Source organism: Kineococcus mangrovi (genome assembly GCF_041320705.1).
Classification (GTDB): Bacteria; Actinomycetota; Actinomycetes; order Actinomycetales; family Kineococcaceae; genus Kineococcus; species Kineococcus mangrovi.
The window spans coordinates 176916-190137 of record NZ_JBGGTQ010000009.1 but is presented as its reverse complement, the minus strand read 5'-3'; the positions used below and the strand labels follow the sequence as shown (position 1 = coordinate 190137).

At 73.1% G+C, this 13222-nt stretch carries 12 protein-coding genes; 8 read left to right on the top strand and 4 right to left on the bottom strand.

All coding sequences use genetic code 11. The features are described 5' to 3' along the window. Positions 1–7 precede the first annotated feature (7 nt). Positions 8–1225 (bottom strand): PucR family transcriptional regulator, encoded by a 1218-nt coding sequence (locus AB2L28_RS18125; protein ID WP_370720388.1) that lies wholly within the window; start codon positions 1223–1225, stop codon positions 8–10. A 117-nt stretch (positions 1226–1342) separates the two neighbouring features. Here AB2L28_RS18125 and AB2L28_RS18120 point away from each other — a divergent pair, with 117 nt between their 5' ends. The 8 genes from AB2L28_RS18120 (at position 1343) to hisS (ending at position 9728) form a co-directional block, all read left to right on the top strand. Then, positions 1343–2191, top strand: a complete 849-nt coding sequence (locus AB2L28_RS18120) for a nitrilase-related carbon-nitrogen hydrolase (RefSeq protein ID WP_370720387.1) — start codon at positions 1343–1345, stop codon at positions 2189–2191. After that, on the top strand, positions 2188–3609 hold the full coding sequence (hydA, locus tag AB2L28_RS18115) for a dihydropyrimidinase (protein ID WP_370720386.1): 1422 nt from the start codon (positions 2188–2190) through the stop codon (positions 3607–3609). Before AB2L28_RS18120 ends, hydA begins: the two co-directional genes overlap by 4 nt. A gap of 11 nt (positions 3610–3620) precedes the next feature. Then, positions 3621–4661 (top strand): TIGR03842 family LLM class F420-dependent oxidoreductase, encoded by a 1041-nt coding sequence (locus AB2L28_RS18110; RefSeq protein ID WP_370720385.1) that lies wholly within the window; start codon positions 3621–3623, stop codon positions 4659–4661. Further along, positions 4658–5605, top strand: coding sequence for an ABC transporter permease (locus tag AB2L28_RS18105; RefSeq protein ID WP_370720384.1), 948 nt, complete (start codon positions 4658–4660; stop codon positions 5603–5605). Before AB2L28_RS18110 ends, AB2L28_RS18105 begins: the two co-directional genes overlap by 4 nt. Next, the gene (locus tag AB2L28_RS18100; protein WP_370720383.1) at positions 5602–6414 is read left to right on the top strand and encodes an ABC transporter ATP-binding protein; all 813 of its coding nucleotides are present in this window, start codon (positions 5602–5604) and stop codon (positions 6412–6414) included. The genes AB2L28_RS18105 and AB2L28_RS18100 overlap by 4 nt, the downstream gene beginning before the upstream one ends. Further along, positions 6411–7181: an ABC transporter permease gene (locus AB2L28_RS18095; protein WP_370720382.1), complete on the top strand. Its 771-nt coding sequence runs from the start codon at positions 6411–6413 to the stop codon at positions 7179–7181. Before AB2L28_RS18100 ends, AB2L28_RS18095 begins: the two co-directional genes overlap by 4 nt. Further along, entirely contained in the window at positions 7178–8332 is a 1155-nt protein-coding gene (locus AB2L28_RS18090; RefSeq protein ID WP_370720381.1) for an ABC transporter substrate-binding protein, read from the top strand. The genes AB2L28_RS18095 and AB2L28_RS18090 overlap by 4 nt, the downstream gene beginning before the upstream one ends. A gap of 130 nt (positions 8333–8462) precedes the next feature. After that, entirely contained in the window at positions 8463–9728 is a 1266-nt protein-coding gene (gene hisS / locus AB2L28_RS18085) for a histidine--tRNA ligase (protein WP_370720380.1), read from the top strand. 27 nt (positions 9729–9755) lie between these two features. Here hisS and AB2L28_RS18080 read toward each other — a convergent pair whose 3' ends face one another. The 3 genes from AB2L28_RS18080 to AB2L28_RS18070 form a co-directional block, all read right to left on the bottom strand. Continuing rightward, the gene (locus tag AB2L28_RS18080; RefSeq protein ID WP_370720379.1) at positions 9756–10730 is read right to left on the bottom strand and encodes an alpha/beta hydrolase; all 975 of its coding nucleotides are present in this window, start codon (positions 10728–10730) and stop codon (positions 9756–9758) included. A gap of 107 nt (positions 10731–10837) precedes the next feature. Then, entirely contained in the window at positions 10838–11788 is a 951-nt protein-coding gene (locus tag AB2L28_RS18075; RefSeq protein ID WP_370720378.1) for a glycerophosphodiester phosphodiesterase, read from the bottom strand. Positions 11789–11831: 43 nt separating this feature from the next. Beyond that, positions 11832–13193, bottom strand: a complete 1362-nt coding sequence (locus AB2L28_RS18070) for an ABC transporter substrate-binding protein (RefSeq protein WP_370720377.1) — start codon at positions 13191–13193, stop codon at positions 11832–11834. Between the last annotated feature and the right edge of the window lie 29 nt (positions 13194–13222).

The window sequence follows — 13222 nt, the reverse complement described above, 5'->3', positions numbered from 1 at the left end:
CGCGGGGTCAGTCGGGGGCGCTCGAGCGCCAGGCGGTGACCGCGAGCAGCAGGACGGCGCACTGCCCGGGGACGGTGACGTCCAGCCCCGTGCACTCGGTGAGGCGGCGCAACCGGTTCAGCACGGTGTTGCGGTGGCAGAACGCCCGGTCGGCCGTCAGCGCCACCGAACCCGTGGCGCAGTACACGTCGAACGTCTCCAGCAGGCGGTCCCGTTCGGGAGCGGGCAGGTCGAGCAGGTCGTGCAGGACGTCGGCGGCCACGTCCGTGCGGATCGCGCCCAGGGACTGGGCCGCCACGGCCAGCGCCACCTCGGCCGGGCGCGTCGGACCGGTCACCTCCGGCGGGAGCACCGACGCGACGCGTTCGGCCACCCGCACCACCTGCGGCACCCGGGCCAGACCGTGCGCCAGGGGGCCGACACCGCACGCGACGTCCCGCAACGCCGCGGGCGCGCTCGCGCGACCGTGCCCGGCTCCGGGCTGCGCGCCCGTCTCGCGCGGCCACGTGCCCCGCGGCCGGTGCGCCAGCACGACGGTCCCCCCGCGCCACTCGTGCCCGTGCAGGCCGTGGCCGTGCAGCACCGCCCGGGCCTCGGGACCGGCGTCGGGTCGCGCCGGCACGAAGGCGCAGAACACGTCGTCGTCGACGCCGGCCCCCAGCACGGCGGCGGCCCGGGCGAGCAACCCCTCGTCGCGACCGTCGGAGTCCAGAAAGGCCTCCACGATCCGCCGCCGGTCCCGGTCCCGCGCGTAGGCGAGAGCGGTGGCCGCCTCGTGGTAGCCGACCTGCACGTCCGCGGAGTGCTCCTCGACCGCCTGCCACAACTGCACCGGCAGGGTGACCGCGCCCACCAGGGCCTCCGGCGGCAGCCGCTCGGCCAGTTCCTCCCAGACGACGCGGAAGTGCAACCGGGTGCCGGTGGTGACGGCCGCCAGGGGCACGTCGAGGTGGGCGCGGTGGCGGCCCAGGTCGCGCGACCGCTCCAGCAGGCGGTCCGGGACGGGCAGGTCGGCCAGGCGCCGCAGCACCCGCTCGTAGGTGTTGACGCCGTCCACGTGCAGCCGGGGCAGGTCGACGGCCCCGTCGGAGTAGGGCACCACCTCGCACAGCAGGGTCACGAACCGGGCCGCCAGGGCGTCGACGTCCCCCAGGAGTTCGAGCAGCACCGACCGGAGGGTCGCGGTGTCGGCGGCCGTTGCGAACATGTTTCCGGCGTTGTGCACGTGCACAGCCTAACCGGGTCAAGCCGCGCTGAGATGTTCTTGTGAGGCGGGTCCGAGCGCGAAATCCTGCACGTCACCGGCTCACCGCCGGTCCCCCACGGGAAGGAACCCCTGCAGATGACCACGGTGCGCGTCGCCCTCGTCCAGGCGGCCTGGACGGGTGACAAGGAGAGCATGATCGAGGCGCACGAGGGGTACGCCCGCGAGGCGGCCGCCGCCGGCGCGCAGCTCGTCTGCTTCCAGGAACTCTTCTACGGGCCCTACTTCGGCATCACCCAGGACAGCAAGTACTACGACTACGCCGAGTCCGTCCCCGGCCCCACCGTCGCCAGGTTCCAGGCCCTCGCCGCCGAGCTCGGCATCGTCATGGTGCTGCCCGTCTACGAGGAGGAACAACCCGGCGTCCTCTACAACACCGCAGCCGTCGTCGACTCCGACGGCCGTTACCTCGGCAAGTACCGCAAGCACCACATCCCGCACCTGGACCGGTTCTGGGAGAAGTTCTACTTCCGGCCCGGGAACCTGGGGTACCCCGTGTTCGAGACCTCGGTGGGCAAGGTCGGCGTCTACATCTGCTACGACCGGCACTTCCCCGAGGGCTGGCGCGCGCTCGGCCTGGCCGGCGCCGAGATCGTCTTCAACCCCAACGCCTCCAAGCCCTCCCTCTCCAACCGCCTGTGGGAACTGGAGCAGCCGACGGCGGCCGCCGCGAACGGGTACTTCGTGGCCGTCCCGAACCGGGTGGGCGCCGAGACGGGTGAGTACGGGGACGACGCCGTCCCCTTCTACGGCACGAGCTACATCGCCGACCCGATGGGGAACTTCGTCGGCGAGAAGGCGAGCAGCGAGAACCCCGAACTCCTCGTCCGGGACCTGGACATGGACCTCATCCGCCGGGCCCGCACCGACTGGCAGTTCTACCGCGACCGCCGGCCGGACTCCTACGGCGACCTGGTGCGGCCGTGAGCACCGCGCGCCGGACCCTCATCACCGGCGGCGACCTCGTCTCCACCACCTCCACCACCCCCACCGACGTCCTCGTCGAGGGCGAACGCGTCGTGGCCCTGCTCGCCCCCGGGACGCAGATCGCGGCGGAGGACCGCATCGACGCCACGGGGTGCTACGTCCTGCCGGGCGGGGTCGACGTCCACACGCACATGGAGATGCCGTTCGGGGGTACGGAGGCCAGCGACACGTTCGAGACCGGGACGCGGGCCGCGGCGTTCGGCGGGACGACCACCGTCGTCGACTTCGTCGTGCAGCGCACCGGCGAGGTCGTCGAACGCGCCCTGGAGACCTGGCACGCCAAGGCCGCCGGGAACAGCGCGGTGGACTACGGGTTCCACATGATCCTCGGCGGGGTCGACGAGGACTCGCTCACGGCGATGGACTCGCTCGTGGCGCACGAGGGCATCACGAGCTTCAAGCTGTTCATGGCCTACCCCGGGGTCTTCTACTCCGACGACGGCCAGATCCTGCGGGCGATGCAGCGCGCGACCGACAACGGCGCGACGATCATGATGCACGCCGAGAACGGCATCGCGATCGACGTCCTGGTCCAGCAGGCCCTGGCCGCAGGGAACACCGACCCGGTCTTCCACGGCCTGACCCGGCCGGCCGAGCTGGAGGCCGAGGCGGTCAACCGGGCGATCGCGCTGGCCGCGGTGGCCGGGGGGACCCCCCTCTACGTCGTGCACGTCTCGGCCTCCCAGGCCCTGGCCCGCATCGCCGCCGAGCGCACCGCGGGAGCCAACGTCTTCGCCGAGACCTGCCCGCAGTACCTGTACCTGACGCTGGAGGACCACCTCGGCGCCGGCGGCCCGGGCAGCTTCGAGGGCGCCAAGTACGCGTGCTCGACCCCGTTGCGGTCCAAGCACGAACGGCACGCCGCCGACCTGTGGCAGGGTCTGCGCACCGACGACCTGGCCGTGGTCTCCACCGACCACTGCCCCTTCTGCTTCAACGACCAGAAGCAGCTCGGGGTGGGGGACTTCTCCAAGATCCCCAACGGCATGGGCGGGGTCGAGCACCGCCTCGACCTCGTCCACCAGGGGGTCGTCGACGGGCACCTGTCGCTGCAGCGCTGGGTCGAGACCTGCTCCACCACCCCGGCCCGCATGTTCGGCATGTACCCCCGCAAGGGCGCGATCGCCCCCGGGTCCGACGCCGACATCGTCGTCTACGACCCGAGCGCGACCACGCGCATCTCCGCCCGGACCCACCACATGAACATCGACTACTCCGCGTTCGAGGGTTTCGAGCTGACCGGCGGGGTCCGCACCGTGCTGTCCCGCGGACGCACGATCGTCGACCGCGGGACCTACCTCGGCTCGCCCTCCCACGGGCAGTTCGTCCGTCGCGGCCTGTCCCAGTACCTGCGCTGAAAGGGTTCTCCATGGATTTCGGCGTCGTCCTGCAGACCACTCCCCCGGCCTCGCGCGTGGTGGAACTGGCCAGGGTGGCGGAGACCTACGGGTTCTCCCACGTCTGGACCTTCGACTCCCACGTCCTGTGGGAGGAACCGTACGTCGTGCACTCGGCGATCCTGCAGGCCACCCGCAAGGTCGTCGTCGGCCCGATGGTCACCAACCCCGTCACGCGCGAGTGGTCGGTGACGGCCTCGACCTGCGCCACGCTCAACGAGATGTACGGCCCGCGCACCGTCTGCGGCATCGGCCGCGGCGACTCCGCCGTCCGCACGCTGTCCGGCAAGCCGACGACCCTGGCGACCCTGCGCGAGTCCGTGCACGTCATCCGGGAACTGGCCAACGGCCGCCCCGTGGAGCACCGCGGGCAGACCGTCCGGCTGCCCTGGGCGGTCGACCACGGGCCCCGGCACCAGACCGAGGTGTGGGTCGCCGCCTACGGCCCCAAGGCGTTGCAGCTCACCGGGGAGGTCGCCGACGGGTTCATCCTGCAACTGGCCGACCCCGACATCGCGGCCTGGACCATCCGCAGCGTCCGCGAGGCCGCCGAACGCGCCGGCCGGGACCCGGCCGCGGTGAAGGTGTGCGTCGCGGCGCCGGCCTACGTCACCGACGGGTCGGGCGAGCAGCAGGCCCACGCCCGCGAGCAGTGCCGGTGGTTCGGCGGGATGGTCGGCAACCACGTCGCCGACATCGTCGAACGCTACGGGTCCGACTCCGCCGTCCCGCAGGCCCTGACGGACTACGTCAAGGACCGCCGGGGGTACGACTACAACGAGCACGGCCGCGCCGGCAACACCCACGCGGCCTTCGTCCCCGACGACATCGTCGACCGGTTCTGCCTGCTCGGCACCGCCCAGGACCACCTCGCCCGGCTGGAGCAGCTGCGCGACCTCGGGGTCGACCAGTTCGCGCTGTACCTGCAGCACGACGCCAAGGACCAGACCCTGCGCACCTACGGCGACGTCGTCCTGCCGGCCATGACCAGCCGCGCCACGGCCGTGTCGTGACCGAGCTGCTGGCGACCGCCCGGGCCGAACGGGCCGCGCCCGTGCCCGGGGCGCCCGCCGGTCGGCTCGCCACCGCCCTGCGCCGGGGCGCGATGGCCCTGGTCGGGGTGGCGGTGCTGGTCCTGGTGTGGGAGCTGTACCGGGCGCTCGGCCCGGTGCAGGGGGTGCAGGTCGGCGGCGAGCGCCTGCTCCCGCGCGCCGACCCGCGCTCCATGCCCGGCGTGGTGGAGGTCCTGCGCACCCTGGGCCGACCGGAGGTGTCCCTGCCCGGGTCGCGGACCGTCGGGGTCGCGGTGCTCGCCGCGGCGGGCGGGACCCTGCTGATGGCCGCGGGCGGGTGGGTGCTCGGGTCGGTCGTGGGCATCGGGCTGGCCGTCCTGATGCAGCGGTTCCGCCTGGTCGAGCGCGGGCTGCTCCCCTACGTCGTGCTGAGCCAGACGGTGCCCGTCATCGCCATCGCCCCCCTCGTGGCCGGGTGGGGCGGGCGTCTGCAGCTCACCCCGGCGCTGTCGTGGCAACCGTGGATGTCCGTCGTGGTCCTGTCCGCCTACCTGGCGTTCTGCCCGGTGGCGGTGGGGATGCTGCGCGGGCTGCACGCCACCACGGGCATCGCCCGGGAGCTGTTCCGCAGCTTCGCCGCCACGGGCCGGCAGACGCTGCTCGGCCTGCGGTTCCCCGCCAGCCTGCCCTTCCTGGCCCCCGCCCTGCGGCTGGCCGCCGCGCAGGCCGTCGTCGGCGCGATCGTGGCCGAGATCTCCACCGGCACCCGGGGCGGGATCGGACGGCTCGTCCTGCAGTACGCCCAGCAGGCCACGTCCGCGCCGGGGCGGTTGTACGCGGCGATCCTGGGCGCCGCCCTGCTGGGGCTGCTGGCCTCGGCCCTCGTCGCCTCGCTCGTCGCCGTGCTCGGCGTCCTCGTCCACCGTTCGGGAGGTCCGCGATGACGACCCACCCACCGGCCCCCGCGGTGCGCGTCGCGGGGCTGCACCAGCGCTTCGGCACCGCCCACGGCGACGTGCACGCGCTGTCCGGCATCGACCTGGACATCGCCCCCGGGGCGTTCGTCTCCCTCATCGGCCCGTCCGGCTGCGGGAAGTCGACCCTGCTGCGCTGCATCGCCGACCTGGTCCAGCCGACCGCCGGGTCCGTCGAGGTCGGCGGGCGCAGCGCCCACGAGGCCCGGCTGGCCCACCACTACGGCATCGCGTTCCAGCAGGCCGGCCTGCTGGAGTGGCGCACCGTCCAGCGCAACGTCGAACTGCCGCTGGAACTGCACGGCGTCGGCCGGCGCGAACGCGCCGAGCGGGCCCGCCAGCTCCTGGGCCTCGTGGGGCTGTCCGACGTCGCCCGGATGCGCCCCTCGGAACTGTCCGGCGGGATGCAGCAACGGGTCGCGATCGCCCGGTCGCTGGCGGAGGAACCGCCGCTGCTGCTCATGGACGAACCGTTCGGCGCGCTCGACGAGATGACCAGGGAACGCCTGCAGGCCGAACTCCTGGCCATCCGCGCCCGCACCGGCACCACGGTGGTGTTCGTCACCCACTCGATCTCCGAGGCCGTGTTCCTGTCCACCCAGGTCGTCGTCATGTCGGCCCGGCCGGGGCGCGTCGTCCGCGTCGTCGACGTGGACCTGCCCGACCGGGCGGAGGCGACGCGGGAGGACCCGGCCTTCTTCGCGGCCATCACCGACGTCCGGGAGGCGTTGCGCGGGGGGACGGCCCGCACCCCGGCCCTGGGCGGGGAGGACCGGTGACCCGGGGGAACCGGCTGCAGGTCCTGCTGCCGCCGGTGCTGGTCGGTGTCAGCGCACTCCTGCTGTGGCAGCTCGTCGTCGTCGCCGGGCGGATCGCGACGTTCGTGCTGCCCTCCCCCACGGCCATCGCCTCCGCCCTGGGCACGGTCGCGGGGGACGTGGCGCAGGCCGCGGTGGCCACCGGCACGACGGCGGTGACGGGGCTGGTCGCCGGCTCCTGCGCCGGCGTCCTCGCCGCCGTCCTGGCGGCCCGGTTCCGCCTCCTGGACGAGGTCCTGTCGCCGTTGTCGGCCGCGGCGAACGCGATGCCCATCATCGCGCTCGCCCCCGTGTTCAACGCGATGTTCGGTTCGACCAGTCCCGTGCCCCGCCGCCTCGTCGTCGCCGTGGCCGTGTTCTTCCCCCTGTTCGTCAACACCGCCCGCGGTCTGCGGCGCATCGACCCCGTGCACGCCGACCTGATGCGGTCCCTGGCCGTGTCGGGGTGGACCGTCACCCGGTACGTCCGCCTCCCCGGTGCCGTCCCGTTCGTGTTCACCGGCCTGCGGTTGGCCTCGTCCCTCAGCGTCATCGCCGCGGTCGTCGCCGAGTACTTCGGCGGCCGCCAGGACGGTCTGGGCTCGCGCATCACCTCCGCCGCCAGCGCCACCGCCTACCCGCGGGCCTGGTCCTACGTCCTGGGGGCCGTCGCCCTGGGGTTGTTGTTCTACCTCGCCGCTCTGCTGCTGGAACGTCTCCTGTCTCCCACCCTCCGGAGGACCCGATGACCCACCACCCCACCCGTCGAGCGGCCCTCGCCGGCGCCGCCGCGACCCTCGGCCTGGCCGCCTGCGGGAGCGCCGACCAGGAGACGTCCTCCGGCGGGGCCGGTGGTTCCGGCGGCTCGGGGGGAACGCCGGTGAAGCTGCAGCTGCAGTGGGTGACGCAAGGTCAGTTCGCGGGGTACTTCGCCGCCGTGGACCAGGGTTTCTACCGCGAGGAGGGTCTGGACGTCCAGATCCTCGAAGGCGGCTCCGACATCGTCCCGCAGACCGTCCTGGCCCAGGGCCAGGCCGACTACGCCATCGCGTGGGTCCCCAAGGCCCTGGCCTCCCGGGAGCAGGGTGCCGCCATCACCAACGTCGCCCAGGTGTTCCAGCGGTCGGGCACCCTGCAGGTCTCCTTCGCCTCCGCCGGCATCACCGACGTCGCGGGGTTGCGGGGCAAGAAGGTGGGCAACTGGGGGTTCGGCAACGAGTACGAGCTGTTCGCCGCGATGACGGCCGCGGGGCTCGACCCGAGCTCGGACGTGGTGCTCGTGCAGCAGCAGTTCGACATGCTGGGACTGCTGCAGGGCGACATCGACGCCGCGCAGGCCATGACGTACAACGAGTACGCCCAGCTCCTGGAGGCGACGAACCCGGAGACGGGCGAGCAGTACACCGCCGGGGACTTCACGGTGCTGGACTGGAACGAGGTGGGCACCGCCATGCTGCAGGACGCCGTGTGGGCCAGCACGGACAGGCTCGCCGACACGGCCTACCAGGAGCAGACGGTGAAGTTCCTCAAGGGTTCGATCAGGGGCTGGGCCTTCGCGCGGGACAACCCCGAGCAGGCGCGCGACATCGTCGTGGCGCAGGGGTCGACCCTGGGCGCCAGCCACCAGCTGTGGCAGGTCAACGAGGTGAACAAGCTCGTGTGGCCCGCAGCCGGCGGCGCCGGCCTGATCGACGAGGCGGCCTGGCAGCGGACGGTCCAGATCGCCCGGGACACCCGCAACGCCGAGGGTCAGACGGTCATCACCACCGAACCCGACGACGCGGCGTGGACCAACGACCACGTCCAGCGCGCCCTCGACGAGCTGTCCGCCGACGGGGTCGACGTGACGGGGACGGGGTTCAGCCCCCGGACCGTCACCCTGGAACCCGGCGGCGCCTGACCCCGCCCGCCCCCCTGACCGGGCCGGGGCGGGCAGCGCGCACGACCCACGGGGACCCGACGCCGCGAGCGGCGTGGTGCCGGGTCCCCGACGCCGTCGGCGCCTGCTCCACGCCCTCTACCATGACCCCATGGCTTCCAAGGTGGTCCCCGCACGGGGCATGCGCGACGTCCTGCCGGTCGAGAAGGCTCGCCGGGAGCACGCCCTGCACGTCATCCGCGCGGTCTACCGCTCGTTCGGCTTCGACGAGGTCGAGACGCCCGCCCTGGAGGACCTGTCGCGGATGGAGTCCGGGCAGGGGGGCGAGAACGAGAAGATGCTCTTCAAGGTACTGCGCCGCGGCCTGGCCGCCGACGAACCCGTGCTGCCCGCGGACGCGGCCGACCTGGCCCTGCGCTTCGACCTCACCGTCCCCCTCTCGCGCTACGTCGCCTCCAACGCCGGTGCGCTGCGGATGCCGTTCAAGGCGTTGCAGATCGGTCCGGTGTGGCGGGCCGAACGGCCGCAGAAGGGCCGCTACCGCCAGTTCGTCCAGTGCGACATCGACATCCTCGGGGAGGCGGGCAGCCTGGCCGAGGTCGAACTCGTCACGGCCACCCACACCGCCCTCACCCGGCTCGGGCTCACCGGCACGACGCTGCGGCTCAACGACCGCGGCGTCCTCACCGGGCTGCTGACCGGGTGCGGGTTCGCCGAGGCCGACCACGGCAGCGTCCTCATCACCGTGGACAAGAACGACAAGGTCGGGCTCGACGGCGTGCTCGCCGAACTGCGGTCCAAGGGTTTCGGCGAGGAACCCGTCGGGGCGCTGGAGAAGGCCCTCACCGACCTCCTGCCGCTGCGGGACGTGGCCCGGTTGGGGGACGGCGCCCTGCCGGACGCGGTCCCCGCCGCCTCGATCACGCGGTTGCAGGAGATCGCGGCGGCCGTCGCGATCGCGGCCCCGGACCTCGACGTGCAGTTCGACGTCACGCTCGTGCGCGGCATGGGCTACTACACCGGCCCGATCTTCGAGATGTCCCTGCCGGGCGGGGGTTCCTCGATCGCCGGGGGCGGGCGCTACGACGGCATGGTCGGCCGGTTCACCGGCCGGGACGTGCCGGCGGCGGGTTTCTCGATCGGGTTCGAGCGCATCATCGACGAGGTCTCGCTGCCGGCGGACGCGGCCCCCGCGGTGGCGCTGGTGCACCCCGCCGGCGTCGAGGCGGGCGAACTACTGCGCAAGCAGCGTGAGCTGCAGGCCGGTGGCGCCCGCGTCGTGCTGGTCAGGCAGGCCAAGCGGATGCAGCCGCTGTTCGACGCCTTGGTCACCGAGGGCTACTCCCAGGTCGTGCGGGCCCGGGTGGAGGAGGGTCGGCTGACGTTCTCCGACCCCTCCCCCCTGACCGCCGGCTGATCACGACCGGCTCCCGGGTCCTGGCCGTCACTGCGGCCGGGGCCCGTCGAGGTGCTCGCTGAAGAAGGCGAACACCTCGGGCATGGCGGCCTTGAAGGACGTCGTGAGGTGCTTCCCCCCGTCCTGCAGGAACACCTGGGCCGTCGACGGGGGACGCACGAGCCCCGAGAACCGCTTCGCCTGCGCGACGTCCTCGGGACTGGCGGTCCCCGCGACGAGGAGCCAGGCCAGCGTGCCCGCGAACGTCGGCGCCAGCGCCGTCGGGTACTGCGCGAGCGTCGCGGTGTCCCAGTGCGGCAGCTCGGTCTCCATGTCGAAGTACCCGGCGATGCTCACGACGGCCCCGTACTCGCCGGGTTCGCGCAGCGCGATGGCGGCCGCGCAGTAGGCACCGGACGACGCACCGGCCGTGCCCCAGCCCTTCCCGGGGGGCAGCACGCGGAAGTCGTGCTGCACCATCGCCGGGACGTCGGTGTCGAGGAAGGTGCCGACCTTCGGCTGGCCCGGGAGGTCGGTGCACTCGGTGTCCACGTTCTTGGAGACCTGCATCTCCGGCATGACGAAGACGAACGGCAGCACCGACCCGTCGCGCGAGGCGGAGTCCACGACCTCCTGCGCCGAGTAGGACCGGTCGGTCCAGTTGTTGTACGTGGCGCCGTCGCCCCCCGGGTACAGGAACAGCACCGGGAAGTCCTGGTGGGCGTACGCGGGGTCGTCGTACTGCGGGGGTGTCCAGACCCACACCTTCATCGTCACGCCGGAGGCCGCGCCGTGCAGCGTCGTCTCCAGGACGTTCTCGGCACCGAAGTCGACGGTCTTGAACCGCTGCTCGTCAGCGGTGTGCGTCCGCGTCGCGGTGGGGGTCGCGGTGGGGGTCGCGGACGACGGCGACCCGCCCCGGGGCGGCGGGGTCCGGTCGTCGGGGCCCTGCCCGGAACAACCGGCGACGAGGAGGGCGGCGGCGAGCAGGGCCGCGAGCACGGGGAACGGACGGAACCTCACGCGACCGATGGTCCCTTCCGCCCGCCACGGCCGGACCCGACCGCACCGACCTGCACGGTTCCCCCACCGGCCCCCCGCGAAGCGTTCCGCGGGGGGACCGGACGGGCTCACGCGGGGGTGAGCCGGGCGGCCGGCGCGCCCTGCCGCGTCGCGGCGAGGGTCAGCTCCGCACGCTCCTCGAGGGCCTCGTCCTGCGAGGAGCGGACCTCGCGCGCCTGGAGGAAACCGCGCAACCGGCCCGGGTCGTCGGTGATGATCCCGTCGACCCGGTGCCGCAGCAGGTCCACCCACAGCCGGGGTTCGTCCACCGTCCACGGGTACGTCGCCACACCCGCCGCGTGGTACTCGGCCACGACGTGGGGGCTGGCCACGAGACCGGCCACGTGGGGGTTGACCGCGACGACCCCGAGCTCGGCGACCACCTCCTGCGCCGCGGCGAGCGTCTGCCCGGCCGGCGTCGACAACGCCGTGAACGGGTCGTGCGCGAGGTCGCCGAACGACGCCGCCACGTCCTGCGCCGCGGCGCGGGCCCCGGGGTGCAGGACGAGCAGAGCCCGTCGGACGTCGGGGGCGACGTCCCGCAGGGTCCGCACCGTCTCGACCTCGAAGCTCTGCACGACGCTGCGGCCGGCCACCCCGGCCGTCCGCAGCGTGGCCACCGCCCCCGCCACCGCCGCGGGGGTCCAGGCCCCCTTGAACTCCACGAGGAGGCCACCGGTCCCGTGCAGCGCCACGAGGTCGACGACCTGCTGCAGCGTCGGGACCCGCTGCCCGGCGAAGGCCGGCGAGAACCACGACCCGGCGTCGGCCGCCCGCACCACGGGACCGGGCAGTTCCGCGACGGCCCCGCAGCGGTCGGTGGTCCGGTCGAGGGTCTCGTCGTGCAGGACGACGGGGACCCCGTCCCCGTCGAGCCGCACGTCGAGCTCGAGCAGGTCGGCCCCGGCGCGCAGCGCCGCCTCGAAGGCGGCGAGCGTGTTCTCCGGGGCGCTCGCCGAACTCCCCCGGTGCGCGATGACCAGCGGGCGGGCGGACGGGCGGGTGGTCGGTCGGTTCACGGGACGGGGTTCTCCCCTGGTGTCGAAGGGTGGGTGGACGGGGTCAGGAGTTCAGCAGCGGCTTCACGTCGGCCTCGTAGGACTGCTCGACCTCGCCCTGCGCGACGCCCCAGGCGTCCTGGGACGCGGCGCCCTGCAGCATGACCTTCTCCCACGCCGTCACGGTGGACTGGTCACCGCCGGGCACGAAGACGCGGGCGTAGTCCTGCGTCCTGGTGTGGGCGAGCTGGTCGACCGCGGTCTTGAACAGCGGGGTCTGGGCGTAGACCTGCTGCATCGTCGCGGAGTTCACCGCACCGGTGGTGACCGGCATGTACCCGGTGTTCTGGGAGAAGTAGGCGGTGTTGTCGTCCTGCGCGAGGAAGGCGAGGAACGTCGCCGCGGCGAGCTGCTGCTCCGGGGTCCGCTTGGCCGGGACGGCGAACCCGGCCCCGCCGGTGGGGACGAACTGCCCAGCCGGGCCACCGGGCAGGAAGGCGTTGCCGACCTCGAAGTCCGCAGCCTTGAGGATGCCGGACAGCGATCCGGTGGAGCCGATGACCGAGGAGTACAGGCCCGCCCCGAAGTCCGAGGCCTGGTCGGAGGAGGAGACCGCCGCCCACCCCCGGGTGATGTAGGAGCGGACGTAGTCGCTGGCCGCGAGCACCTTCTCGCTGTCCACGGTCATCGTCCACTCGTCCGACAGCGCCCCTCCCATGCCCCAGATGACGTTCTGGTGGATCCAGGTCGCGTTGCCCGTCCCCTTGCCCAGCCCGTAGGGGGTCTGCGCCCCGGTCCCGGCCGCCTGCAGCTTCGGCAGCCACTCCTCGAACTCCGACCAGGTCTGCGGGCCGCGGTCGGGCAGACCGGCCTTCGCCCAGTGCTCCTTGTTGTAGTAGAAGACGGGGGTCGAGCGGCAGTAGGGGACCGCCCACTGCGAGCCCTCGTACTGGTAGTCGGCGTACAGGCCGTCCTGGTAGTTCCCGGGGTCGACCCCGGCGGCGGGCAGCAGCTCCTGCAGCGGGGTGAGCTGGCCGTTCAGGGCGTAGCGGAACCACCAGACGTCGCTCAGCAGGACCAGGTCGGGCAGGTCGGAACCGGTGAGCGCGGCCTGGAACTTCTGCGAGATCTCGTCGTAGTTCGATCCCGCGGTGACGAACTCGACCCGGATGTCGGAGTTCTCCTCGTTCCACCGCTTCAGGAACTCGGCCTCGACGGCCTGGGAGGACCCGGGGTGGTTGGTCCAGACGGTGACCTCGTCGGCGGGGGTGACCTTGGACCAGTCCGTCCCCGAGGCGGACGCCGAGCTGGTGCCGGAGGAGGCGGTGGAGGGGCCGGAGCAGGCGGCGAGGCCGAGCCCGGCGGCGCCGAGGCCGGCCAGGCCGAGGACGCCGCGTCGGGGCAGCACGAGGGACGAGGTGTTCACGGGTTCTCCTGATGCTGGTGGTGCTGACA

Excerpts from the sequence above, each read along its gene's own strand:
- AB2L28_RS18120 (WP_370720387.1), top strand. The coding sequence starts at position 1,343 with ATGACCACGGTGCGCGTCGCCCTCGTCCAGGCGGCCTGGACGGGTGAC.
- AB2L28_RS18110 (WP_370720385.1), top strand. The coding sequence starts at position 3,621 with ATGGATTTCGGCGTCGTCCTGCAGACCACTCCCCCGGCCTCGCGCGTG.
- AB2L28_RS18100 (WP_370720383.1), top strand. The coding sequence starts at position 5,602 with ATGACGACCCACCCACCGGCCCCCGCGGTGCGCGTCGCGGGGCTGCAC.
- AB2L28_RS18090 (WP_370720381.1), top strand. The coding sequence starts at position 7,178 with ATGACCCACCACCCCACCCGTCGAGCGGCCCTCGCCGGCGCCGCCGCG.
- hisS (WP_370720380.1), top strand. The coding sequence starts at position 8,463 with ATGGCTTCCAAGGTGGTCCCCGCACGGGGCATGCGCGACGTCCTGCCG.